Source organism: Skermanella rosea (assembly GCF_016806835.2).
GTDB lineage: Bacteria > Pseudomonadota > Alphaproteobacteria > Azospirillales > Azospirillaceae > Skermanella > Skermanella rosea.
In genome coordinates this window covers 61,463-84,810 of record NZ_CP086111.1, presented here as the reverse complement: position 1 = coordinate 84,810, position 23,348 = coordinate 61,463, and the positions used below count along the sequence as shown (strand labels likewise).

Sequence of the window (23,348 nt, the reverse complement as noted above, 5' to 3'; positions counted from 1 at the left end):
CCGTATGACCGGAGCCCCGGATGCCTACCGCCGCCTACATCAACGCGATCGGAACCGCGGTTCCAACCCATGACGTCCACGACAAGTTCGTCAGCTACGCCCCGGCCCTGCTGACCGATGAGCGCCTGCGCAAGCTGTTCCGCCGCATGGCGGAGCGGTGCCAGATCGAGCACCGCTATTCCTTCTTCGAGCCGGACCCCCACCCGGAGGTCCTGGATACCGGTGGCTTCTTCACGCGCGGCGCCTTCCCCGATACCGCCACCCGGATGAAATTCTACGAGCAACACGCGCTCGGCCTTGCCGCCGCCAGCCTGGAGGCCGCCGGGATCGAGCGGCACCGCGACGGGATAACCCACCTGATCGTGACCTCCTGCACCGGCTTCTACGCCCCCGGCCTGGACCTGGAGCTGGCGCGGCACTTCGGCCTGGACCCGTCGGTGGAGCGGACGATCATCGGCTTCATGGGCTGCTATGCCGCCATGAACGCGCTGAAGGCGGCCCGGCACATCGTGCGGTCCGAGCCCGCCTCCAAGGTCGCGATCGTCAACCTGGAGCTCTGCACCCTGCATCTTCAGGAAACCTCGGACATCGAGGAAATCCTGAGCTTCCTGATCTTCGCCGACGGCTGCTCCGCCTGTCTGGTCAGCGCCGAGCCGGACGGGATCGAGCTTCAGGGTTTCCGGGCCACGGTGATCCCCGGCAGCGCCGACCAGATCACCTGGCATATCGGCCGCCAGGGCTTCGACATGCGGCTGGCCGGGACCGTCCCCGGCACCATCGGCCAGGGGCTTCCCGAAGCATTGCCGTCGATCCTCCAGGGCCGCAGCCCATCCGACGTGGAACTGTGGGCGGTCCATCCCGGCGGGCGCTCGATCCTGGACGCGGTGGCCGGGGCCATAGAGGGAAAGGGCGACCAGCTCGCCGACTCGCGGGCGGTGCTGCGCGACTACGGCAACATGTCGTCTGCGACGGTCATGTTCGTGCTGAAGCGCATGCTCGACCGCTTCCGCGACACCCGCATGGGCGGCAACGGGCTGGGCTGCGCCATGGCCTTCGGGCCGGGGCTGACGGCGGAAAGCATGCTGTTCCGCCTCGCCGCGGCATGAGCGCGGCGATATGAAATCAATGACCGACCTGTCCCGGCGGAGCACCCGGCCGGAGCTGATGGACACGGAGGAAGTCAGTTTCGAGGAGTTCCAGCACTGCCTGCGGGACCTGCGCCGGATCAACCTGTGCACCCTGGCGTACCGCCCGACCCTGACCTGGCTGGACCGGGTGGTGAAGCGGACGGGGCGGCGCAGGCTGCGCATCCTGGACGTGGGTTTCGGCTACGGCGACATGCTGCGGGAAATCCACCGCTGGGCCGGCCGGCGCGGAGTCGAGGTCGAGCTTTCCGGGGTGGACCTGAATCCCTGGTCGGCCCGGGCAGCTGGGCTGGCCACGCCGCCGGACGCCGGGATCGACTATCGGGTGGGCGATCTGTTCGACCTGCCCGGGGACCATCGCGCCGACGTGGTGATCAGCGCGCTGTTCACCCACCACCTGGAGGACGAGTCCCTGGTCCGCTTCCTGCGCTGGATGGAGAGCCGCGCCGGTCTCGGCTGGTTCAGCAACGACCTGCACCGCCATGCGATCTCCCACGCCTTCGCCCGCGCGATGGTGGCGACGCTGCCGGTCAACCGGCTGGTGGTCCACGACGCCCCCCTCTCGGTGGCGCGCGCCTTCACCCGCGCCGACTGGGACCGGGTGATCGCCGAGGCGGGCTTCGCGCCGGGAGAGGTCTCGGTCGAGTGGTTCACGCCGTTCCGCTACGGCGTCGGGCGGATCAAGTGAAGCCCGCGATCCATGACGCCGTGATCGTCGGCGGCGGGCCGGCCGGCGCCGCGGCGGCCTGCCGTCTGGCGGAGGCCGGGCGCTCCGTCCTGCTGTTCGAGCGCGAGGCCGGCCCGCACCACAAGGTCTGCGGCGAGTTCGTCAGCGTCGAGGCCGCCGGCTACCTGGAGCGGCTGGGCCTGGACCTGCCCCGCCTCGGCGCGCTGCCGATCCATTCCGTCCGACTGGTCCGGGGGCGGTCGGAAACCACCACCCGCCTGCCCTTCCCCGCCTTCAGCCTGTCGCGCGAGGTTATGGACGAAGCCTTGCTGCGGGCAGCGGCGGACAGGGGCGCCGAGATCCGGCGCGGCGTGACGGTCCGCTCCCTGACCGAAGGCGAGGACTGCGTCGCCCTCCAGGCGGACGGGCCGGTCGCCGCCCGGGCGGCGCTGCTGGCGACCGGCAAGCATGACCTGCGCGGCCACCGCCGGCCGCCCGGCGCCATCAACGACCTGATCGGGTTCAAGCAGTATCTGACGCTGGCGCCGGAGCAGGCGGCGCGCCTCGCCGGCCATGTGGAGGTGCTGCTGTTCCCCGGCGGCTATGCCGGGTTGCAGCCGGCGGCGGACGGAAGGGTCAACCTGTGCCTCGTTGTCGCCAAGCCGGTCCATGAGCGGGTCGGGCGCCGGTGGGACAGCCTGCTGGATCATCTTTGCGAGGAGTCCCCCGCCTTCGCGGCCCGGCTGGCCGGCGCCACGGCCTGCTGGGAGCGCCCGCTGTCGATCTACGGCATTCCCTATGGCTTCGTGCATCGGGGCGACGCCGGGTCCCGGCGGCTGCACCGGCTGGGCGACCAGCTCGCGGTGATCCCGTCCTTCTGCGGCGACGGCATGGCGATCGCCCTCCACTCGGCCTTCCTGGCGGCCGACCGGGTGCTCGCCGGGCAGGCGCCGCTCGACGGATCGGCTTTCGCCGGGCAGATCCGCACCGCCACGCTGCTGGCGCAGGCGATCCGCCGCCCGGCGCTCCAGGGGATCGCGGCCGGTACCGTCAAGCTGGTGCCGGGACTGCTGAAGGCGATAGCATATGCTACCCGCGTTCCCGAACAAGCGATCCCATGACCGCTCGCTACGCCCTCTACTTCGCCCCGCCCCCGGACTCCGCCCTGTGGAAATTCGCCAGCCGCTGGCTCGGCCGCGACGCGGCCACGGGCGAAACCCTCGATCCGCCGGACGGCGTGCATCCGGACTGGACCGTCGATCCGAGCCGTTACGGGTTCCACGCGACCCTCAAGCCGCCCATGGCGTTGGCCCCGGGCCGGGACGAGGCGGAACTGCTGGCGGCGGCCGAGACCTTCGCAGCGGATCACCCGCGTTTCACCGTGCCTTCCCTCCGCCTGGCGGAGTTGGGCCGCTTCCTTGCCCTGGTCCCCTCGGCCCCGTCGGAGGCGCTGGACAGGTTCGCCGCCGATTGCGTGCGGTACTTCGACCCTTTCCGAGCACCCCAGTCGGCATCCGACCTGGAGAAGCGCCGCGCCCACGGGCTGACGCCGCGCCAGGACGAGCATCTCCGGCACTGGGGCTATCCTTATGTCTTCGAGGAATTCCGCTTCCACATGACCCTGACCGGCAGCCTGGACGACGATGCCAGGGCCGCCGCCAGGACCCTGCTGGAACCGGCGGTGGCGCCCTTCGCCCGGAAGCCGCTGGAGATCGACGCCCTCGCCGTCTTCAAGCAGGACACCCGCGACGCCCCGTTCCGGATCATCGCCCGGTTCGGCCTGCCATAGACGACGCTGGGGCGGGAGGAAGAGAGATTGTCCACAGATGAACGCAGATAGACACAGTTAATATATTGATAAGTATCTGCGTCCATCTGCGTGTATCTGTGGCTAAATAATGATTCCTGCCCTGGACGATGCTGGGATGGGAGGAAGAGATTTGGCCACAGATTACATCGATATACTCAGATCGTCCAGGCCGTATCTTTGTCCATCACCGTAATCTGTGGCAATAACCTGAATCACATTTGCGTCATTCCCGCTTAGCCGCCCGGATCGGTTCCCCGCTTCCTGATCCGGCTTTCCTGCCACGGCCAGTGGCCCTTGATCTCGACTTCCAGGGAGAAGCTGAGGAAGGTACGGATCAGGACGATCACGCCGAGGGCGCCGACGGTGCTGAAGTCCAGGGGAGCCGCGACCGTCGCGATGATGTCGGCGGCCACCAAAAGCTCCAGCCCGATCAGGATGCCGCGACCGAGATTGGCCCGGTACCGCTCGTAGGCATCGTCCCAGCCGGCGGCACCGAAGCCGTCCCGCAGGAAAAGAGCCGTGGCGATGGTCGCCCCCAGGACGATCACGCCGATGCCGACCGCCTCGATCCCGCTCGTGACCAGTTCCGCCAGATGGACGACCGTGCTGCGGGACTCCGACAGGAAGCCCCCGGCCTCCTGGGCGTGGGCGACGGAGGCGCCGAACAGGCTGTAGAGAAGCAGGAAGGCCGCGAGCATGGGAGAGGTCCTGTGTGTGCGATCCTCCGGGGAACGGGCTTGCTCACCCAAGGTTCAGGCGTTTTTCCGTGACCAGCCGGGTGAACGCGCTGCGGGGCTTCAGCTCGATCCGCCGTGCCGCCAAGTCCCGCGCGGTCTCCGTCCGGCCGGCCCGCTGCGCCGCCTCCAGCAGGGTCAAGGCGATGACGTCGCGCTGGGCGTCGCTGCCGCCGAAGCGGCGGGAGATCGCCGGCAGGGGCAGCAGCAGGTCCGTCGCGGCGGCATAATCGCCCCGCCCGAACGCCAGCAGTCCCAGGCAAGCCGGCAGCCCGACATCCCGCGTCATCGCGGCGTTGGTGCCGGTCCCTGCCCCCCGATCGGCCAGGGCGGCGGCCAGCCGGGCGGCGGACTGCTCGCGCCCCGCCGCGACGAAGGCCATCATCGCGTGCATGTCGTTGAAGGCGTAGTAGCCGTCGCCGGCCATCGGCTCCCACCCGTCGGCGACCTCGCGCCAGCGGTCGCCGGCGTCGATCCCGGCCAGGTGCAGCCGCCACAGCAGCGCCGTGGCGTCGGACAGTTCAAGACCGATCGCCTCCGGCCGGGGCCGGACATGGCGGTCGTAGATCTCCAGCACGGCCCCGGTCTCGCAGCGGTCGAGATGGTGGAGCGCTAGGTGCCACCAGTTATGGACCGCCAGCAGGTTGTCCGGCGCCCAATCCGCTTCGCGATCCCTCATCCAGGCGATGCCCTCGCCGGAGCGGCCCTGCATCTCCATCACGTGGGCGACGGCGTGGATCGCCCAGGGATTGCGCGGGATCAGCTCGACCGCCCGGCGCCCCTGCTCCTCCGCCGCGGCGAAGTCCCTGTTCTCCTCCAGCCCGAAGGCGTGCATGCCCAGCACGAAGCCATGGCCGGGCAGGTCCGGATCGCACCGCGCCAGCACCCCGGCGGGCCGGTCGCGGAGCGCCGCCGCGTCGCCGACGAAGAAATCGCACTGGTGGGCGAACTGGAGGGCCGCCAGATCGCCGGGATGATCCTCCAGCACCCGCCCGTAGAGTTCCGGCGTGCGGTGGAAATCGCCGTCCAGCCAGGCCCGCGCGGCGGCGATGTGGCCGCGCTCCCTGTCGTTGGCCGTTCCCGCCAGCGCCTCCGCCGCCTCGACGCTGCGGCGAAGCTCCGGCTCGACCGACTTCTGCGCAGCGATCAGCAGCAGCCCGGCACGGAAGCAGTGGCCCATGACGAAATCGGGGCGCTCCTCCAGCGCCCGATCGATCACCGCCAGCGGGTCGGTGAAGTAGCCGTTCATCAGCGCGACCGCCGCGTCGAGCCGCTCCCCCGACGCGGGATCGTCCGTCGAAAGGGGCTCGCCCCGCCGGTCCCTCATGACGCCCTCCCCCGGCCGGCTCAGAGGCCCTTGGTCGAGCCGCCGTCCACGTCGATCAGGGCGCCGTGGATGAACTCGCCGCCCTCCCCCGCCAGGAACGTCACGACCGAGGCGATCTCGTCCGGCTCGCCGAACCGCATTACCTTCTGGGCCTGCACCATCCGGCTGGCCGCCTCCTCCGTGTCGATGCCGTGGGACTGGGCGAACTGGCGGATGCGGGTTTCCAGCCGCTCGGTCCGGATCGGTCCGGGATTGATGCCGTTGACCCGGACGCCGTCGGCCAGCCCCAGGTCGGCAAGCGCCTTGGTGAAGTTCATCAGCCCGGCATTGACCGAGCCGCCGATGGTGAATTCCGCCGTCGGGGTCCGGCCGCCCGAGCCGATGATGTTGATCACCTGCCCCCCGGTCCGCTTCAGATGGGGCCAGGACTCCCGGGCCAGCCGGACCGCGCCGAAGAATTTCAGCGCGAACCCGTCCTGCCAGTCATCTTCCGACAGGTCCAGGAACGGTCCGCGCTTGGTCGCCCCGGCATTGTTGACCAGCAGGTCGAGCCGGCCGAACAGGTCCACCGCGGTCTCGACCAGCGTCTCGGGAAGTTCCGGCTCGCGCAGGTCGCCGTGCAGGATCTCGATCCGCTGGCCGGTCTCGCGGGCAAGGTGGCTCGCCAGGGTTTCCAGCGCGGTCGCCGTCCTGGAGGTGATCAGCAGGTCGAAGCCGGCTTCGGCCAGCGCGGTGGCGATGGCCTTGCCGATCCCCCGGCTGGCTCCTGTCACCAGGGCGACGCGCGTCTCTTCCGTCATGGAGGTCTCCTTGCGGCTTCGGGCCGGCAGCGTGAGGCTTGGGGGCCGCAGGAACCATACGGAGCTATGGGGTCTTTGCCAAGCCCGGCACCGGCCGCTCCAGCCCGGGAATTCCGGCCAGCAGACGCTCGATCGCCCGGGCGACGCCGAGCACGGCGCGGTCGGCGCCGTACCGGCCGCAGATCTGGATGCCGAACGGCGTCCCGGTCGCGTCCAGCCCGCAAGGCACCACGACGATCGGGTGGCTCAGTACCGTCAAGCCGTAGGTGATGGCGAGCCAGTGCATGTAGTTCCGGGTCGGCGCCCCGTTGATCGTCTCCGGGTACCACTGCTCGACCGGGAAGGGCGGGACCGCCACCGCGGGGCAGATCAGCACGTCGACCCCCTCCATGAAGGCCACGAACCGGCTGAAGTACCGGGTCTGCTCTGACATGGCCCAGGCGACGTCGCGGATGTCGAGCTTGAGGGCCGATTCCATGTTGGCGACCACGTTGGGCGCCAGGGCGTCGCGGTGCTTCTCGAACTTTTCCCGGTGGGACCCGACGAAGATGACCGAGCGCAGGATCTCGAACACCGTGTCGATCCCGGCGAGGTCCGGCCCCTCTTCCGTAACGCTGCCGAACGCGCCGGACATCCGCGCGACCGCGGCCCGGAAGGTGGCGCGGATGCCGTCGTCCACCGGCGCGAAGCCCAGGTCCTCCGACACCGCGACGCGCAACGACGCCGTGTCCACCTCCGGCAGGGTCAGGAAGGCCGACGGATCGGCGCAGCCGGGCAACGGGTCGCGCGGGTCGGTGCCGGCCATGGCCGACATCAGCAGGGCGGTGTCGGCGACGGTCCTGCCCATCGGGCCGTCCACCGACGACGGCGACCAGGCGATGCCCCGGCGCTCGCTGGGGACCATGCCGGGCGACGGGCGGTAGCCGGTGATGCCGCAGAAGGCGGCCGGCGTGCGCAGGCTGCCGCCATGGTCGGAGCCGGTGGCGAGCGGGACCATGCCGCAGGCCAGCGCCACCGCGGAGCCGCCGGACGAACCGCCGCAGGTGCGGGCGGGGTCGAACGGGTTGCGGGTCGCGCCGAACACGGCGTTCCGGGTATTGGCGCCGGTGCCGAACTCCGGCGTGTTGGTCTTGCCCAGCACGATGGCGCCGGCCCGGCGCACCGCGGCGACGACCCGCTCGTCCTCCGCCGGGACATGGTCGGCATAGAGCCGGGAGCCGTAGGTGGTCCGCACGCCGCCGGTGTCGCTGAGGTCCTTGATGCCGATCGGCAGCCCGTGCAGCGGACCCAGCGGACCGCCGCCCATGACGGCCGCCTCGGCCTCGGCGGCTTCCATCCGCGCCCGGTCGAAGCAGCGGCTGACCAGGGCGTTCACCGTGGGGTCCACGGCCTCGATTCGGCGGATGCAGGCGTCCACCAGCTCGCGCGGGGATATCTCCTTGCGTCCGATCATCCGGCGGAGGGTGACGGCGTCGAGATCGCACAGGTCCTGGGAAGTCATCACGTTTCCTCTTTTCTGCCGGCCCCGGGGGCCGGTTCGCGTGCCCTTGCTACGCTGTCTATCAATCACGCCTTGCGAAGTCCCGGCAATTTGGTGAAATTGGCGCTCCGGATCTTTCGTGTTAGCCTTTTCAGTCGCGTTCCGCGGTCAGGATCACCGACATGCCCCATGCCAGCCGGACCCCGGCGCCCTCCCCCGGGGAGGCGAAAGCCGCACCGCAGTCGCTGCTGGGCTGGATCTGGCGCTCCTACCTGCGCACCGCGCTGATACCGCTGCTGTTCGTCGAGCTGGCGCTGATCGGGATCTACCTGTTCTCCAACGCCCTGATCCGGGACGAGAACCTGGAGGCGATGCGCGCCGTCGCCCGCGACCAGCTGACCCGCACCGCCCGGCAGGAGGCGGAGACGCTGAACGCGACCCTGGCCGGGATCAGCTCCGCGACCTCCCTGCTCGCGCGTCAGGCGGAGCTGGCCTACCGCACGCCCTGGCAGGCGCCGCCCGAGGAGGTCGAGCGCTACGCCTACGGGCCGCAGGGCTCCTGGTACACCACGCGCGACATCGGCCAGGGTGCGGCCTTCTACAGCGGCATCGTGCCGGTAGGCGAGGCGGAGCGGGCGAAGGCGCTCCGGCTGTCGCAGCTCGACCCGTTCCTGAAGAACCTGCAGCAGACCAATCCGCTGATCGCCCAGGCCTATCTCAACACCCGGGACAGCCTCAACCGGATCTACCCGTATTTCGACGTGTCCGGCCAGTATGCCGAGCTGATGGACATTCCGTCCTTCAACTTCTACTACGAGGCGGATGCCGCCCATAATCCGGACCGCCGGACGGTCTGGACGGATGTCTATGTCGATCCGGCGGGCAGCGGCTGGATGGCGTCGGCCATAGCGCCGGCCTATGCGGACGGCGTGCTGGAAGGCGTGGTCGGCGTGGACGTCACTGTGGGCCGGTTCGTCGAACGGATCGCCGGGCTGCAGCTGCCCTGGGACGGCTACGCGGTCCTGCTCAACCGCGACGGGGTGCTCCTGGCCGTGCCGCCCGCCGCCGAGCGCGATTTCGGGCTGACCGAACTGACCGAGCACCACTACGACAAGGCCATCATGGCCGACACCTTCAAGCCGGACGACTTCAACATCTTCCGGCGGCCCGACCTGGCCCCGCTCGCGGCCCTGGTCGGAGCCTCGGGCTCCGGGGCCGGCACCCTCGCCCTGGGCGGGGACGGCGGCGGTTCGCGCCTGGCTTCCTGGGCGACCATCGGCGAGACCGGCTGGAGGCTGCTGGTGCTGGCGCCGGAGAGCAGCATCTTCGCCGACGCGACGGCGCTGAAGGACCGGTTCGACCGCATCGGCCTGATGCTGATCGCGGCGGTGACCCTGTTCTATGCCGGCTTCTTCGCCATGCTGTACCGGCGCGCCCAGGGCATGAGCCGGGCGATCTCCCGCCCGCTGGCCGAAGTCGACGCGATCACCGATCGGATCGGCGCCGGCCAGGACCTGGAGCAGGCGCCCCGCTCCGGCATCCTGGAGCTGGAGCGGACCGTCGACCGCATCGTCGCGATGGGGCACCGGCTGGCCGACCACCGGCGGGCCATCGCCGCGACCACCGGCACGCTGGAGGCGCGCAACCGCCTGCTGGCGACCATGCTCGATACCGTGCCGGTGCCCCTGTTCATGCTCGACCCGTCCGGCCGCTATATCGGTTGCAACGGCCATTTCGCCGCGTTCGCCGGGGTGCCGCGCGACCGGGTGGCGGGACGGACCCCGGCCGACCTGTTCGGGGAGGCGGCGGTGCAGTTCGCCCGCGACGCCTGGGCCGCCGGCCGGGGCGGCGGACCGGAGGAGGACCCGGACGGCGGCCGGATCCGCCAGTACGAGGCGGTCCTTCACGATGCGGCGGAGGGCGAGGAACGCACGGTGATGGTCGGCGAGGCCGCCTTCCGCGGGGCGGACGGCTCGGAGGCCGGCATGGTCGGCACCTTCTTCGACGTGACCGAGGCCCAGCGCGCCGCCGACACCCTGCGCCGCGCCAAGGAGCAGGCCGAGGCGGCCGACCGCAGCAAGTCGGAATTCCTGGCCAACATGAGCCACGAGCTGCGCACCCCGCTGAACGCGATCATCGGCTATGCCGAGATGCTGGCCGAGGACGCCGGGGACCGGGGCGACGAGGCCTACGTTCCCGACCTCGAGAAGATCCGCTCCAGCGGCAAGCACCTGCTGTCCCTGATCAACGACATCCTCGACCTGTCCAAGATCGAGGCCGGCCGCATGTCGGTCGACATCGCCCCGTTCGACGCCGACCGGCTTGTCGAGGAAGTGCGGGCGATCTCGACTCCCCTGGCGGACGCCAACGGCAACCGGATCGAGGTGGATGACGGCCCCCTCCTGGGAATCATCCTGTCCGACCAGACCAAGCTTCGGCAGATGCTGCTGAACCTGGTGGGCAACGCCTGCAAGTTCACCTCCGGCGGGGTCATCCGCGTCGCGGCCCGCATTATCCGCACGCCGGCCCCCGCCGTGGAGTTCACGGTGAGCGACACCGGCATCGGCATGACGCCGGAGCAGCTCAGCCGGCTGTTCCGCCGCTTCACCCAGGCCGACGCCTCGACCACGCGGCGCTACGGCGGGACCGGGCTGGGGCTGGCGATCAGCCGGCATTTCGCCGACATGCTGGGCGCCCGGATCAACGTGTCGAGCGAGCCGGGCAAGGGCAGCACCTTCACCATCACCCTGCCGGCGGAAACCCTCGCGCCGGCACCGGCGGCCGAGGAGCCCCGGCCGGATGCCGCCCTCGCGGAACCGGCCCCGGCGGCACCCGGCCGGTCCATCCGCGTGCTGATGATCGGCGACGACCCCGCCCTGCACGACGGGGTGGACGGCGCGGTGGAACGCCTGCGGACCGCCGATCCCTCGGCCGGCGCGCTGATGGTGCTCCACGCTTTCGGCGGGACCGAGGGGCTGCGGATGGCCCGCGCCTTGCGGCCGGACATCCTGGTCCTGGACGCGGAGCTGCGCTGCCGCGACGGCCGGTCGCTGCCGGAAAACCTGCTCGGGGAATTCGGCATGGCCTGTCCGCCGCAGATCCTGCTGGTTCCGTCGGGCTCGGAACCGATCCCGTTCAACCTGCTGGCCGACGCCGCCGAGTGCCTGGCCAAACCCGCTTCCGCCGACGCCGTCGCCGAGGCGATCCGCCGCGTCGCCTTCACCGGCACCCCGATGCCCGCGGCGGAGGTCGCCGGCTCCGACGCCTGCGACGTGCTGGTGGTCGACGACGATGCCGCCGCCCGCGACGTTCTGCGCCGGACCCTGGAGCGCGCCGGCTTCACCGTCGCCGAGGCCGAGGACGGGCTGGCGGCGCTCGACCGGATGCAGACCGGCCGGCCGCTGGTCGTGGTCCTGGACCTCGGGATGCCGGCCCCGGACGGCTTCCAGGTGCTGGAGGTGATGCGCGGCGACGGCCGGCTGAACGGCATCCCGATCGTCGTCGTGACCGCCCTGGACCTGGACGAGGAGCAGGCCGTCCGAATGGACGGGCAGGTTGATCGTGTGTTACGTAAAGGTGCATATGAACGGGACGATCTGGTCAGGACGGTCCGCCGGCTGATCGTCGGGGAGCAGGCCGACCGCGAACTTGCCGATCTTGCGGGACCGTGACGGGAGGCGTCGATTGACTTGTATCCTGATCGTCGAGGACAATGACCTGAACCGCGACATGCTGTCGCGACGCCTGGCAAGGCGCGGGTTCCGGGTGATCGTGGCGGTGGACGGCGCCGCCGGAGTGGAGACGACGATCCGCGAGCATCCCGACCTCGTCCTGATGGACATGAGCCTGCCGGTGATGGACGGCTGGCAGGCGACCCGGACCATCAAGGCGGACCCGGCGACCTCCGCGATCCCGGTGATGGCCCTGACCGCGCACGCCATGACGGAGGACCGGGAGCGCGCCATGGCGGCCGGCTGCGACGAGTTCGAGACCAAGCCGGTCGACATCGACCGCCTGCTGGCGAAGATCGAGTCGCTGCTGGCCCGCTTTCCCGCGGTGAACGGGTCATGAGCGGCGTTCCGCTCACCGTCGAGGCGGCCCACGGCGAACTGCGGCGGCTGACCGGGAGCATCGCCGCCCACGGCGCCCGGGTGTCGGAGGCCGGACCGTCGATCACCGACGAGGACGACGTCAAGATGCTGGGCTACATCACGGTCTCGATCGAGTCTCTCCAGGAGTTGACCGGCACCGGCACCCCGGCCGACCTGCTGAGCCGGCCGCACCGGCACGCCATCCGCAATTGCCTGAACGCGATCAAGGGCGGCGCCCAGCTGCTGGTCGAGGGCGCTCCCGACAACGGGCTGGAGCCGGACGGGCCGGCCGCCCGCGCCGCCGAGGCGATGGCCGAGGACAGCGACGCCATCCTGGCCTGCCTGGATGCGGTCCGCGTCGAATCCGGGTCCGAGTGACGGCGCCCCCTGCTCAGACGTACAGCCGCTCGCCCTCCAGGTCCTTGTAGAGATCCGCGACGTACTCGCCGTACCCGTTGTAGAGCTGGGTCGGCACCATCTCGCCCGTGCCCAGCACCCGCTCCCTGGCCTGGCTCCAGCGGGGATGGGGCACCTCGGGGTTGACGTTGGCCCAGAAGCCGTACTCGGCGGCCTGGATCTGCTCCCAGAAGCTGACCGGGCGCTGGTCGGTGAAGGTGAAGCTGACGATCGACTTGATCGACTTGAACCCGTATTTCCACGGCACCGCGAGCCGCAGCGGCGCGCCGTTCTGCTTGGGCACCGGCTTGCCGTACATGCCGGTCACCATGAAAGCCAGCTCGTTGGTCGCCTCGGCCAGGGTCAGGCCCTCGACATAGGGCCAGGGATACCAGAACTGGCGCTGCCCGCTCGCCATGCCGGGATCCTGGAAGGTCCGCATCACCACGTATTTCGCCGAGCCGAGCGGCCGGGCGAAATCGACCAGGGCCTTCATGGGGAAGCCGCTCCAGGGCACCGCCATCGACCAGGCCTCGACGCAGCGGTGGCGGTAGAGGCGTTCCTCCAGCGGCATCCGCTTCAGCAGGGCGTCGATATCGACGGTCTGCTCCTGCTCGACCATGCCGTCGAACGTCACGGTCCAGGGCCGCAGCTTCAGCTTCTGCGCCGCCCGCCAGATGTTCTTCTGGGAGCCGAACTCGTAGAAATTGGTGTAGGTGGTGGATTCCGCCGGGTCGGTGACCGCGCGGTCCAGAGTGAAGCGTTCGTTGCGCGGAACCGGGTAAAGACCCGCGGTAGGGTCGTCCGCCGCGACCTCCGTCTGCGCGAACGCGGGACCGCCCAGCATCGAACCGGCCGCCGCGATGGCCGGGGCGGCCACGGCGGCCTTCAGCAGGCTGCGCCGGCTGAGGAAGACGTCTTCGGGCGTCGCCGCCGAGTCCGGCAGCTCCCACCCCCGTCTGGATCGGATCAGCATGGCATTCCTTCCTCGGCAATCTCCGTTCGGGTCCGCGGACCCGTCGCGTGCAGATTTGACCTTGGAGCGGTGCGCTTGCAAATCAAGTTCGGGTGATCGCGCCGTGACGCGCGATCACCGGGACCCCGGCGGGCTTCAGCCTTCCAGCATGCTGCGCAGCATCCAGGCGGTCTTTTCGTGGAGCTGCATGCGCTGGGTCAGCAGGTCGGCCGTCGGCTCGTCGCCGACCTTCTCGGCGGCCGGGAAGACCGACCGCGCGGTGCGCACCACCGCTTCCTGGCCGGCGACCAGCTGGCGGATCATCTCCTCCGCCTTGGGCACGTCGGTCGCTTCCTGGATCGAGGTCAGGGCCGAGTACTGGGCGTAGCTGCCGGGAGCCGGGAAGCCCAGGGCGCGGATGCGCTCGGCGATCAGGTCCACGGCCAGCGCCAGCTCGTTGTACTGCGTCTCGAACATGAGATGCAGCGTGTTGAACATAGGCCCGGTCACGTTCCAGTGGAAGCTGTGGGTCTTCAGATAGAGCGTGTAGGTGTCGGCCAGCAGCCGGGACAAGCCTTCGGCGATCTCGCGACGGTCGTTCTCGGCGATGCCAATATCGATCTGCATTATTCGTCCCCCTGGAAAACCGGATCGGAACCTGATCCGTATCACAGATGTGGGGGTCCGGGCACGAGCCGGCAAACAGTCTTTTAGAATCGTTCCAAACTTTGTGGCATGCGCTGAACGCAAGGCGGAACGATCCGGGCCGGTGCCGTCCGACCCGAACCGCGGCGCTGCGGCAGGGCGCAGGATCCTCAGTCGGCCTGGGTGCTCAGCACCTCGGGCGGGCCGTCCGGGTCGAGCGCCGCACAGGCCGCCGTCTCGGGGTCGAGCCAGGGGTTCGCCAGCGTCTCGCCCTCGTCGGCTTCGGGCAGCAGAAGGTGCATTCCTTCGCGCCCCGCCAGTTCGGCCTGGTCGGCGGCGATCTTGCGCGCACCCGCCTCGTCCGGCGCGCGGACGATCAGCCGGCGGGTCTTGCGGTAATGCTCCCATTTGCGGGCCAGGGGGAGCACGGGTTCCAGAACGAAGAACGGCATCGGAATCGTCTGTTCCTTCGGCCGCCGGCGGTCGGATGCCGCCGGCGGCAGGGGGGTCGGGCCGCCGGAACGGCTCGCCCGATCAGCTCATGGACGAGCGGAGCATCCAGGCCGCCTTTTCATGGGCGTCCATGCGATGGTTCATCAGGTCCTCGGTGACGGTGTCGTTGGCCTCGTCGCAGATCTGGACGACGGCGCGGCAGGCCTGGGTGACGGTCTCGTTGTCGCGCACCAGCTGCTCCAGCATGCCGCGCGAGTCCGGCACGCCGTGCTCGTCCTCGATCGTGCTCAGCTTCAGGAACTGGCTGAGGCTGCCCGGCGCGAAATAGCCCAGGGCGCGGATGCGCTCGGCGATCTCGTCGACCGCGGTGGTCAGGTCCGTATACTGCTCCTCGAACATCTCGTGGAGGCTATGGAACTGTGCGCCGGTGACGTTCCAATGAAAGCCATGGGTCTTGCCCAGAAGCGTATAGGTATCGGCCAATACTTTCGCCAGGCCGTCGGACAGTGCTTTCCGCTTGTCTTCGGGAATGCCGGTATGGACGGCCATCGGCTCATGGGACTGCGCGGTCGTACTTTCGAACGCCATGGTCTTCTCCTTGAAACATCGTGGATTCGCTTATCCACCCTGACAATCCAAACTTGACCGCTCCTCGGCCAAGTCAACCCTGTCGCGGCACATTCGCCGCGGCGGGCCCGTGGGTGGGCGGAATTCCCTGCTTCAACGAGAAATCGGGGAAAAAGTGCCGTGGCCCGGCATATTTGACGCAGGCGCGGAAACCGCGCTCCGGAACCGTGGCGGGTCCCGCTCCCCCGTGGAGGGGCCAGACCCGCCGTCCCGGTCACTTGCCGATCATGACGTCCGAGGACTTGATGATCGCCACGACGCTGTCACCCGCCGCGAGGCCCAGTTCATCGACGGACTCGGTGGTGATGCTCGATGTGACGGTGACGCCGCCGCCGATGTCGATCTTGACCTTGGCCGAGACCGGCCCCTTGTCGATGCCGACGATGGTACCCTTCAGTTGATTGCGTGCGCTCAGGTTCATGGGAAATTCTCCGTCGATGAGGCCGGTCCGGGACATGGCCGGCCGGGGCGGAGAGTGTGGCAAGGCAAACGTTGTATACAAGCGGAAAGAGCGGGGGCCTTCTCCCCGCCCTATCGGGTATGGATTCCGGTCCGAGTCACTGCGCCGCCACCAGCGACTGGCGCATCTCGACCGCCCGGTCGGCCAGCCGCCCGGTCAGTTCCGCCAGATGGTCGAAGCTGGTGGTGAAGATGCCCAGCCCCAGGGTCAGCGAGCGGAGCTCGACGATCAGGTCGCGCAGTTCCGCCTCCGGCATCAGGGCCTTGACCTCGTCCCAGCCGTCCCAGCCGGCGCGCCCATCGAAGCCCAGGATCTGGCCCCGGCGGCCGGTGATCAGCCGCTGCACCTTGGGCGTGAACTCCGTCGGAGCGGCGATGGTCACCTGCAGGATCGGTTCCAGCAGCACGGGATCGCATTTCGGCATCGCTTCGGCCATGGCCATGCGGCCGACCGTCTTGAAGGCCTGCTCGCTGCTGTCCACGGCGTGGAACTGCCCGCCGGTCAGGGTCACCGCGACATCGACCACCGGGAAGCCCAGCGGCCCCTGCGCCAGGTATTCCCTCACGCCGGCCTCCACCGCCGGTATGAACTGGCGCGGCACCACGCCGCCGACCACCTTGTCGTCATACACGAACCCGCCGCCGCGCGGCAGCGGCCTGACCTCCACATGCACGTCGGCGAACTGGCCGTGGCCGCCGGTCTGACGCTTGAAGCGGGCGTGCTGCGCCGTTCCCTTGCGGATCGTCTCCCGGTAGGCCACCTGGGGCGCCCGCGAGCGGACCGGCAGGTTGTACTTGGTGCGCAGGCGGTCCATGGCGAGCTGGAGATGGATGTCGCCCTGGCCCCACAGCACGATCTCGCCGGTATCAGCGTTCTGGTTGACCGACAGGGACGGGTCCTCCTCGGTCAGCTTGGCCAGCGCCGCGCTCAGCTTGACCTCGTCGTTGCGCTGCTCGGCCGAGATCGCGGCGGAATAGACCGGCGACGGCGGTGCCGGCCACAGCGGCGCCCTGGTCCGGCCGCCCTGGTCGTCGAGCACGTCGCCGGTCGCCACATGGTCCATCCGGCCGAACGCCACGACCTCGCCGGTCCCCGCCGCCGGCTGCTTGTGCTGCTCGTGCCCGTGCATGCGGTAGATGCCGCTGACCCGGTCGCCGCCAAGGGTCATGCCGTCGGTGACCTCGCCCTTCCAGACCCTGGAGAAGCTGAGCTTGCCGGCATGCGGCGCATGGTAGGTCTTGAAGACCTGCGCCACCGCGCCCGCGGACAGGGGGATCTCCAGCCGGGCCGCCGTCGCGGCGGCCTCGGGCGTCTCGTGGCGCAGCGCCTTCAGCAGACGCCGGACGCCGTTGTCGTTCTCCGCCGAGCCGATGAAGACCGGGACGATCAGGTCGGACGCCAGGTCCTTGGCGAGTTGACGATAAACCTCCTCCTTGTCCGGCGCCACGTCCTCCAGGAGCTGCTCCAGCAGGCTGTCGTCGAAATCGGCCAGCGCTTCCAGCAGTTCCTGCCGGGCCGCCTGCTCGCGCTCGCGCACCGTGTCGGGCACCTGGACCAGGTTGGAAGGGGCGTGGGGGTTGTAGTGGTAGGCCCGTTCGCTGACCAGGTCGACGCAGCCGGTGACCGTGTCGCCCTCGCGGATCGGCACCTGGCGGAGCACCAGCGGGCGGGCCGAGGCGGCCTGGAGCGCCTGCATCAGGTCGCGCACCCGGACGTCCTGGGTGCCCATGGAATCCACCTTGTTGACGAACAGCATGTGCGGAATGCCGTTGTCGTCGAGGAACTTGAACAGGGGGGCCAGCATCGGCGCCTTGTCCGCCGTCGGCTCGCACACGACGACCGCGACGTCCGCGACCATCAGGGCCGCCTGGCCCTCCGCGGACAGCTCGACCGAGCCGGGGCAGTCGAGGAACGTCCATCGCTCGCCGAGATAGTCGGCGCTGGCCAGCCCGACCTCGACGCTCATCTTGCGGGCGCGCGCTTCCGGCGCGCTGTCGCCCACGGTGTTGCCGTCCTTGACGGTGCCTTTCCGGGTGACGGCGCCCGCCGCGAACAGCAGGCTTTCCATCAAGGTGGTCTTGCCGCTGAGATAGGGGCCGACGAGGGCGGCGCAACGTGGCCCCGCAATTCTGGTGCTTGGCATTCGGAACCTCCCAGTACCGTTTTGACGGATCGGGGGCGTCCGCAGGCTCGGCCTGTCTTGGAACGACGGCCGTGGACGTCGTCGACCCGCTAGCGTATCGGTACGATCGATCGTCCTCCCGCCGCCGGTGACTGTCCACGAAAAAGAACATGCTGCACCGCCGAAGTGATGCGACAGTCCCGCACGCCGGCAATGTCTTTTGCAAACTATACCAAATGTTCTGTCTATTCTTGCCGGCGGGCTGCGGCACTTATCCCCGTTGACAGTCCCGTCGTTAATACCGATAGCTGTGCTCGCGACAGAAGCAAACCCGACCGGGGGAATAATCATGCGCTTGTTCATCGCGGGATGGAGCGGCAGGATCGCCCTGGTCGGGGCCATCCTCCTGATGCTGACGGGCGTTGCCGGCGCTGACCCCGCCAAGCCGACTCGCGACGAGGTGGAAGCGCTGACGCTGAAGGCCTCCGCGCTGATCGAGTCCCAGGGGATCGAGGCCGCCCGCGAGTCCTTCAACCGGGCCGGCGAATTCCGCTATGGGGAGATCTATGTCAACGTGATCGATTTCACCGGGACATGGCTGGCCTACCCGCCCCGCCCGGCCGGAGTCGGCCAGAACGTGGTCAACTTGAAGGACGCCGACGGCCGCTTCATGGTCAAGGACATCCTGAAGGTCGCGCAGGAAAGCGGCCAAGGCTGGGTCAGCTACCGCTGGCTCAACCCGGTATCCAACCGCATCGAGCCCAAGACATCCTTCGTGAAGCGGGTCCCGGGCAAGGATTTGGTGGCCTATATAGGCATCTACGAATAAGGCGATGAAGGGTGCGCGTCTCGCGCAACACGGGCGGCGGGACGCCGCCCCTCCCCGCAAAAAGAACGCCCGCAAATCGAACGACTTGCGGGCGAGTTGAACAGGGAGGCTTCACGTCTGGGAGACGCGGGTCCGAAGACCCAACCCCGGACCGAGATCCGGAGCGAAACAGCGGATATTGCATCGCAACACCGCCAGATGATTATTTGGTCATCCGCTGCCCGAATTCCATGCACGATTTGAGGAAGCGCCCATGCAACCTCCGCATGGCTTTGATATGCAACGATCTGTTCAGAACGTCGTCTCCGCCACTTTGCGCACCAGGAAGTCACGGAACACGGCGATGCGCTTGGAATGGCGCAGTTCCTCGGCATAGACGAAATAGGTCTCGACCGTGGGGCCGTTCAGTTCGGGCAGCACCCGCACGATGTCGCGGCTGCCCTCGACCATGTAATCCGGCAGGGCGGCCATGCCCAGACCGCTCTCCACCGCCTTGAAGATCGCGTATACATTGTTGACGCGCATGATGGGATTGCGGGTCCCCTGGGGCGGATCGCCCGCGTCCAGCAGCCAGTTGATGTTGGTGATGGGCGCCCGCATGTCCGAGGGGTAGGCGATCAGGTCATGGTTGTCCAACTCCTGGACCGTCTTGGGCACGCCCTTCCGCTTGAGATAGCTGACATGGCCGTAGACATGGAACCGTATCGTCATCAGGTGACGCTGGATCAGGTCGGGCTGGCGCGGCGAGGTCATGCGGATCGCGATGTCCGCCTCGCGCATGCCCAGGTCCAGCTCGGTGTCGTCCAGCAGCAGGGAAAGCTGGATCTCCGGGTAGATCTGCAGGAACTCGCGGGCGCGCGGAGTCAGCCAGGTCGTCCCGAAGGCCACCGTGGTGGTGATCTTCAGCGGTCCCTTGGGGTGCTCGCGGCTCTCCGTCAGCATCGCCTCGGTCATCGACAGCTTGGCGAAGACGTCGCGCGCGGTCTGGTAGAGCAGGTCGCCCTGCTCGGTCAGGATCAGGCCGCGGGCATGCCGGTGGAACAGCGGCACGTTCAGGCTTTCCTCAAGCGCGCTGATCTGGCGGCTGACTGCGGATTGACTTAAATTCAGGCTTTCGCCGGCATGAGTGAAGCTGCCGGCTTCGGCCACGGCGTGGAAGACCCGAAGCTTATCCCAGTCCATGAAACGTCCCGTTCATCGGCGGGCGGAATGATGTCCGTCCGTCGCATCATCTTGGTCCGCGGAATGCGCAGACCGTACGATGATATACCGCGACGTACATCAAGGCCACGGTCGTTAGGATCGAAAGAGCACGAATAACGGGCAGCCACCGCAAAAATGCCGGATTCGGAGGGCGTTTCCAGGCGGCGGCTACCTTGGAGGGGGACTCAGTCCCAGGCGCCGATCATCTGCGTGGTCGTCGCCTCGCGGAGCGCCTCCTCGGGCGATCCCTCGAACTGGGCCAGGAACTTCTCCGCCTCCAGCGCCGCCATGCAGCCCATGCCGGCCGCGGTGACCGCCTGGCGGTAGACCTTGTCCTTCACGTCGCCGGCGGCGAACACGCCGGGCACGTTGGTGGCGGTCGAGTCGGGGGCGGTCAGGATATAGCCTTCCGGATCGGTATTGACCTTGCCCTGGAAGACCTTGGTCGCGGGATCATGGCCGATCGCGATGAACACGCCCTCGACCGGCAGGGTCGAGACGTCGCCGGTCTTGACGTTGCGCAGTCTCAGCCCGGTCACCGCCTTGGGCGCGTCGTCGCCGCCCTCGCCCAGGATCTCGTCCACCACGGTGTCCCAGACCACCTGGATCTTGGGATTGCGGAACAGCCGCTCCTGCATGATCTTCTCCGCGCGGAACGCGTCGCGGCGGTGGATCACGGTGACCTTGGACGCGTGGTTGGTCAGGTACAGCGCCTCCTCGACCGCGGTGTTGCCGCCGCCGACCAGCGCTATCTCCTTGCCGCGGAAGAAGAAGCCGTCGCAGGTGGCGCAGGCGGACACGCCGGCGCCGGCGAAGGTGCGCTCGCTTTCCAGCCCCAGCCAGCGCGCCTGGGCGCCGGTCGCGATGATCACGGTGTCGCCGGTGAAAAGGTCGCCGCTGTCGGCCTTGGCCCGGAACGGGCGCTGGGTGAAGTCGACCTCGGTGATCACGTCGAAGAACATCTCGGTCCCGACATGCTCGGCTTGGCGCTGCATCTGTTCCATCAGCCAGGGTCCCTGGATGACGTCGGCGAACCCGGGATAGTTCTCCACGTCGGTCGTGATCGTCAGCTGGCCGCCCGGCTGGAGCCCCTGCACCAGGATCGGCTTCAGGTTGGCGCGGGCGGCATAGATCGCGGCGGTGTAGCCGGCCGGGCCGGCGCCGATGATCAGGACCTTGGAATGATGGTGAGCGGGCATAGGCTGCTGGCCTCGGCTGGAATGGGTTCGCTGTATCCGGCTGAACATGATCGGTGTGAACATGGGCCGGCGCCGCTTCAGCGTCAACCGGCGGGCTGCGGCGGTTCGATCCGCTGGCCGGTCCGCGCCTCGATCCGGCGGCGGATCTCGGCGCCCACCGCAGCGGTGTCGTCGAGCGGCCTGTAGGTCCAGTGGTCCAGCTCGCCGGTGAAGGTCCGGATGATGCCGGCATCCTTCAGGGCCTGGTGGAAGGTCTGGAACTTGGGCGAGCCGCCGTCCAGCTCGATGATGTAGACCGGCTTGCCGGTCGAGCAGGCCTCCGACACCATGGACACGCTGTCGCTGGTCACGACGATCACGTCGGCCAGCGCCAGGAACGCGAAATAGGGGTTCTCGCCCTGCCCGTCCCAGACGACCGACGGCACGTCGGCCATGCGGGCGCGCAGGATCGCCTCGTTGTCGGCGCCGGTCCGGCGCGACGGCGTCACCAGCAGCCCGGCGCCGTGGCGCTTGGCCAGGTTGGCCAGCTTCTCCGCCACGTCGCCCATGATCACCGGGGTCATGCGGAACAGCTTGTTGGTCCCGCCGATCAGCACCGCGATGCGCGGATGGGGCAGGTGCCCGTAGGCCGGCCCCATCCGGGCCGCCGCGTCGGCCAGCTTCGCCGGCGTGATCATGTGGAGCGCGCCGCGCGTGGTGATCACGTTGGGGCCGCGCAGCTTGTCGTGCTGCGGCACCACCACCAGGTCGAGCAGGCGGGGCGGGATCTGGGGATCCTGGATATGGACCGCGAAGGTCTTGCCCCGGCTGGCCCGGCGCACGCCCAGGGCCGGCGTGACGCTGGCGCGGCCCGACGTGATCAGCAGGTCGGGCCACGGCGGCTCCAGCGCGTCGCTGCCGGGCGCGGTCGAATGCCTCGGCCCCAGCCGGAAGAACGGGCTGAGCTGGCGCCAGGGGCTGCGCAGGGTCACGCGCTTGACGATGGGCGGGAGTCCCACCGCCTCGGCCAGTCCGATGCACTGGTTTTCCATGCCGGCCTTGCCGTCGGTGACGACCCAGCAGGTGAGATTTTGCACGATCACGGGCCTTCGTGGTTGCTGACCGGGGGCGTCGATAGCACAATCCGCCTATTATAAAGTTTCGCACTTGTAAGACGGCTCTGTCTTGGCGTAAACCAGTGCTCTGTGTAATATCCTTTCCAATTCATCCCGAGGGGCTACAAGAGAAGACCATGCGGCGAGTCAAACTCGACCGGATTGACCGGCGCATCCTGCGCGACCTTCAAGCCGACGGTCGCATGACCAACGTCGAGCTCGCGCGGCGCGCGGGCATCTCGGCGCCGCCCTGCCTTCGGCGCGTCCGCGCCCTGGAAGAGGCCGGATTCATTCGTGGCTACCATGCCGACATCAACCCCGAAGCCCTCGGTTACGGCGTGACCGTCTTCGCCCATGTGGGGCTGACCAGCCAAGCCGAAGCGGACCTAAAGAAATTCGAGGAGCTGGTCAATAGCTGGCCGCTGGTGCGCGAGTGCAACATGCTCGCGGGCGAGACGGATTTCCTGCTGAAGATCGTGGCGGAGGACTGGGACTCGTACCAGCGCTTCCTCACCACCAAGCTGACCAGCGCTCCCAACGTCAGCCACGTCAAGTCGGCGCTGGCGATCCGCACCTCCAAGGCCCTGCCCGGCGTTCCCATCGACACCGAGATCGGCGACCTGCCGGACGAGGAGGAGCTGGAAGAGGAGGAATAGGGCTGAAGCCCCGCCTTCCGGGACCCCGGAAAAGAAGATGCCGGAAAAGAAAATGCGGGCTTTCGCCCGCATTTTTCATGGCAGTCCTTATAGTGGCAGTCGAGCGTCAAGCGTCGAGGCGCCTCAGCGGAACTCGACCTTCACGACCTCGTAGCTTTTCGAACCGCCGGGGGTCGGGACCTCGACCATGTCGCCCACGGTCTTGTTGATCAGCGCCCGCGCCAGCGGGGAGCTGACCGACAGCAGGCCCTGCTTGATGTCGCTCTCGTCCTGACCCACGATCTGGTACGTGGTCTCCTCGTCGGTATCCTCGTCGGCGACCGTGATCGTCGCGCCGAACTTGACCGCGTCACCCGAAAGCTTCGAGACGTCGATCACCTCCGCTCGGCTGATCTTGTCCTCCAGTTCGAGCACCCGTCCTTCGATGAAGCTCTGCCGCTCGCGCGCCGCATGGTACTCGGCGTTCTCGGAAAGATCGCCGTGTTCCCGCGCTTCCGCGATGGCCTTGATGACCGCCGGCCGCTCGATCGTTTTCAGGTGCCTTAACTCCTCTTGGAGGCGGTTGTAGCCCGCCGCCGTCATTGGAACTTTTTCCATTTCCCGGTCCACTCGACGCTGAAGAAGACTGCGGCGCGGCCAGATCAGCCGCGCCGGG

23 protein-coding genes are annotated in these 23,348 nt (G+C 68.5%); 9 read left to right on the top strand and 14 right to left on the bottom strand.

Translation table 11 applies throughout. From position 1 onward, the window contains the following. Nucleotides 1-20: 20 nt before the first annotated feature. Genes JL101_RS00365 through JL101_RS00350 form a run of 4 tightly spaced genes read left to right on the top strand, consistent with a single transcriptional unit; the run spans nucleotide 21 to nucleotide 3,601 of the window. On the top strand, nucleotides 21-1,106 hold the full coding sequence (locus JL101_RS00365; RefSeq protein WP_203098699.1) for a type III polyketide synthase: 1,086 nt from the start codon (nucleotides 21-23) through the stop codon (nucleotides 1,104-1,106). Between the two features lie 19 nt (nucleotides 1,107-1,125). Then, on the top strand, nucleotides 1,126-1,833 hold the full coding sequence (locus JL101_RS00360) for a methyltransferase domain-containing protein (protein WP_203098698.1): 708 nt from the start codon (nucleotides 1,126-1,128) through the stop codon (nucleotides 1,831-1,833). Next, nucleotides 1,830-2,933: an NAD(P)/FAD-dependent oxidoreductase gene (locus JL101_RS00355; protein WP_203098697.1), complete on the top strand. Its 1,104-nt coding sequence runs from the start codon at nucleotides 1,830-1,832 to the stop codon at nucleotides 2,931-2,933. The genes JL101_RS00360 and JL101_RS00355 overlap by 4 nt, the downstream gene beginning before the upstream one ends. Next, nucleotides 2,930-3,601 carry a DUF1045 domain-containing protein gene (locus JL101_RS00350; protein WP_203098696.1) on the top strand — a complete coding sequence of 224 codons (672 nt, stop codon included), beginning with the start codon at nucleotides 2,930-2,932 and terminating at the stop codon, nucleotides 3,599-3,601. Before JL101_RS00355 ends, JL101_RS00350 begins: the two co-directional genes overlap by 4 nt. A gap of 254 nt (nucleotides 3,602-3,855) precedes the next feature. On the opposite strand, the gene JL101_RS00345 is transcribed toward JL101_RS00350, so the two are convergent. From JL101_RS00345 to JL101_RS00330, 4 genes are all read right to left on the bottom strand, one after another. Continuing rightward, the gene (locus JL101_RS00345; RefSeq protein ID WP_203098695.1) at nucleotides 3,856-4,320 is read right to left on the bottom strand and encodes a DUF1622 domain-containing protein; all 465 of its coding nucleotides are present in this window, start codon (nucleotides 4,318-4,320) and stop codon (nucleotides 3,856-3,858) included. Nucleotides 4,321-4,363: 43 nt separating this feature from the next. Continuing rightward, the gene (locus JL101_RS00340) at nucleotides 4,364-5,683 is read right to left on the bottom strand and encodes a tetratricopeptide repeat protein (RefSeq protein ID WP_203098694.1); all 1,320 of its coding nucleotides are present in this window, start codon (nucleotides 5,681-5,683) and stop codon (nucleotides 4,364-4,366) included. Nucleotides 5,684-5,703: 20 nt separating this feature from the next. After that, nucleotides 5,704-6,483, bottom strand: a complete 780-nt coding sequence (locus JL101_RS00335; RefSeq protein WP_203098693.1) for an SDR family oxidoreductase — start codon at nucleotides 6,481-6,483, stop codon at nucleotides 5,704-5,706. Nucleotides 6,484-6,547: 64 nt separating this feature from the next. Beyond that, nucleotides 6,548-7,984, bottom strand: coding sequence for an amidase (locus JL101_RS00330; protein WP_203098692.1), 1,437 nt, complete (start codon nucleotides 7,982-7,984; stop codon nucleotides 6,548-6,550). A 161-nt stretch (nucleotides 7,985-8,145) separates the two neighbouring features. On the opposite strand from JL101_RS00330, the gene JL101_RS00325 reads away from it, so the two are divergent. The 3 genes from JL101_RS00325 to JL101_RS00315 are packed head-to-tail and all read left to right on the top strand — an operon-like array spanning nucleotide 8,146 to nucleotide 12,432. Next, complete coding sequence (locus JL101_RS00325) at nucleotides 8,146-11,634, top strand: ATP-binding protein (RefSeq protein ID WP_203098691.1); 3,489 nt, start codon at nucleotides 8,146-8,148, stop codon at nucleotides 11,632-11,634. Between the two features lie 13 nt (nucleotides 11,635-11,647). Continuing rightward, nucleotides 11,648-12,034 (top strand): response regulator, encoded by a 387-nt coding sequence (locus JL101_RS00320; protein ID WP_203098690.1) that lies wholly within the window; start codon nucleotides 11,648-11,650, stop codon nucleotides 12,032-12,034. Continuing rightward, on the top strand, nucleotides 12,031-12,432 hold the full coding sequence (locus tag JL101_RS00315; protein ID WP_203098689.1) for a hypothetical protein: 402 nt from the start codon (nucleotides 12,031-12,033) through the stop codon (nucleotides 12,430-12,432). The genes JL101_RS00320 and JL101_RS00315 overlap by 4 nt, the downstream gene beginning before the upstream one ends. Nucleotides 12,433-12,445: 13 nt before the next feature. Here JL101_RS00315 and msrP read toward each other — a convergent pair whose 3' ends face one another. From msrP to JL101_RS00285, 6 genes are all read right to left on the bottom strand, one after another. Then, nucleotides 12,446-13,426 (bottom strand): protein-methionine-sulfoxide reductase catalytic subunit MsrP, encoded by a 981-nt coding sequence (gene msrP, locus JL101_RS00310; protein WP_203098688.1) that lies wholly within the window; start codon nucleotides 13,424-13,426, stop codon nucleotides 12,446-12,448. 135 nt (nucleotides 13,427-13,561) lie between these two features. Further along, a complete protein-coding gene (locus JL101_RS00305; RefSeq protein ID WP_158043402.1) occupies nucleotides 13,562-14,032 on the bottom strand; it encodes a Dps family protein in 471 nt (156 codons plus the stop codon). 188 nt (nucleotides 14,033-14,220) lie between these two features. After that, the gene (locus tag JL101_RS00300; RefSeq protein ID WP_203098687.1) at nucleotides 14,221-14,502 is read right to left on the bottom strand and encodes a hypothetical protein; all 282 of its coding nucleotides are present in this window, start codon (nucleotides 14,500-14,502) and stop codon (nucleotides 14,221-14,223) included. A gap of 82 nt (nucleotides 14,503-14,584) precedes the next feature. Next, complete coding sequence (locus JL101_RS00295; protein ID WP_228435214.1) at nucleotides 14,585-15,091, bottom strand: Dps family protein; 507 nt, start codon at nucleotides 15,089-15,091, stop codon at nucleotides 14,585-14,587. A 253-nt stretch (nucleotides 15,092-15,344) separates the two neighbouring features. Beyond that, nucleotides 15,345-15,551 carry a TOBE domain-containing protein gene (locus JL101_RS00290; RefSeq protein WP_203098686.1) on the bottom strand — a complete coding sequence of 69 codons (207 nt, stop codon included), beginning with the start codon at nucleotides 15,549-15,551 and terminating at the stop codon, nucleotides 15,345-15,347. A 136-nt stretch (nucleotides 15,552-15,687) separates the two neighbouring features. Next, the gene (locus JL101_RS00285) at nucleotides 15,688-17,733 is read right to left on the bottom strand and encodes an elongation factor G (protein ID WP_203098685.1); all 2,046 of its coding nucleotides are present in this window, start codon (nucleotides 17,731-17,733) and stop codon (nucleotides 15,688-15,690) included. A gap of 328 nt (nucleotides 17,734-18,061) precedes the next feature. Here JL101_RS00285 and JL101_RS00280 point away from each other — a divergent pair, with 328 nt between their 5' ends. After that, nucleotides 18,062-18,541, top strand: a complete 480-nt coding sequence (locus tag JL101_RS00280) for a cache domain-containing protein (RefSeq protein WP_203098684.1) — start codon at nucleotides 18,062-18,064, stop codon at nucleotides 18,539-18,541. A gap of 291 nt (nucleotides 18,542-18,832) precedes the next feature. On the opposite strand, the gene JL101_RS00275 is transcribed toward JL101_RS00280, so the two are convergent. From JL101_RS00275 to JL101_RS00265, 3 genes are all read right to left on the bottom strand, one after another. Then, nucleotides 18,833-19,723 carry a LysR family transcriptional regulator gene (locus JL101_RS00275; RefSeq protein ID WP_202685032.1) on the bottom strand — a complete coding sequence of 297 codons (891 nt, stop codon included), beginning with the start codon at nucleotides 19,721-19,723 and terminating at the stop codon, nucleotides 18,833-18,835. Between the two features lie 206 nt (nucleotides 19,724-19,929). Continuing rightward, nucleotides 19,930-20,943, bottom strand: a complete 1,014-nt coding sequence (gene trxB, locus JL101_RS00270) for a thioredoxin-disulfide reductase (protein WP_203098683.1) — start codon at nucleotides 20,941-20,943, stop codon at nucleotides 19,930-19,932. 83 nt (nucleotides 20,944-21,026) lie between these two features. Further along, the gene (locus JL101_RS00265; RefSeq protein WP_228435213.1) at nucleotides 21,027-22,019 is read right to left on the bottom strand and encodes a mitochondrial fission ELM1 family protein; all 993 of its coding nucleotides are present in this window, start codon (nucleotides 22,017-22,019) and stop codon (nucleotides 21,027-21,029) included. Between the two features lie 155 nt (nucleotides 22,020-22,174). Between JL101_RS00265 and JL101_RS00260 the strand changes: the two genes are divergently transcribed. Beyond that, nucleotides 22,175-22,693, top strand: a complete 519-nt coding sequence (locus JL101_RS00260; RefSeq protein ID WP_201076398.1) for an Lrp/AsnC family transcriptional regulator — start codon at nucleotides 22,175-22,177, stop codon at nucleotides 22,691-22,693. Nucleotides 22,694-22,816: 123 nt separating this feature from the next. Here the strand turns inward: JL101_RS00260 and greA are convergent, their stop codons facing one another. Further along, complete coding sequence (gene greA / locus JL101_RS00255; RefSeq protein ID WP_158043374.1) at nucleotides 22,817-23,290, bottom strand: transcription elongation factor GreA; 474 nt, start codon at nucleotides 23,288-23,290, stop codon at nucleotides 22,817-22,819. Nucleotides 23,291-23,348 lie beyond the last annotated feature (58 nt).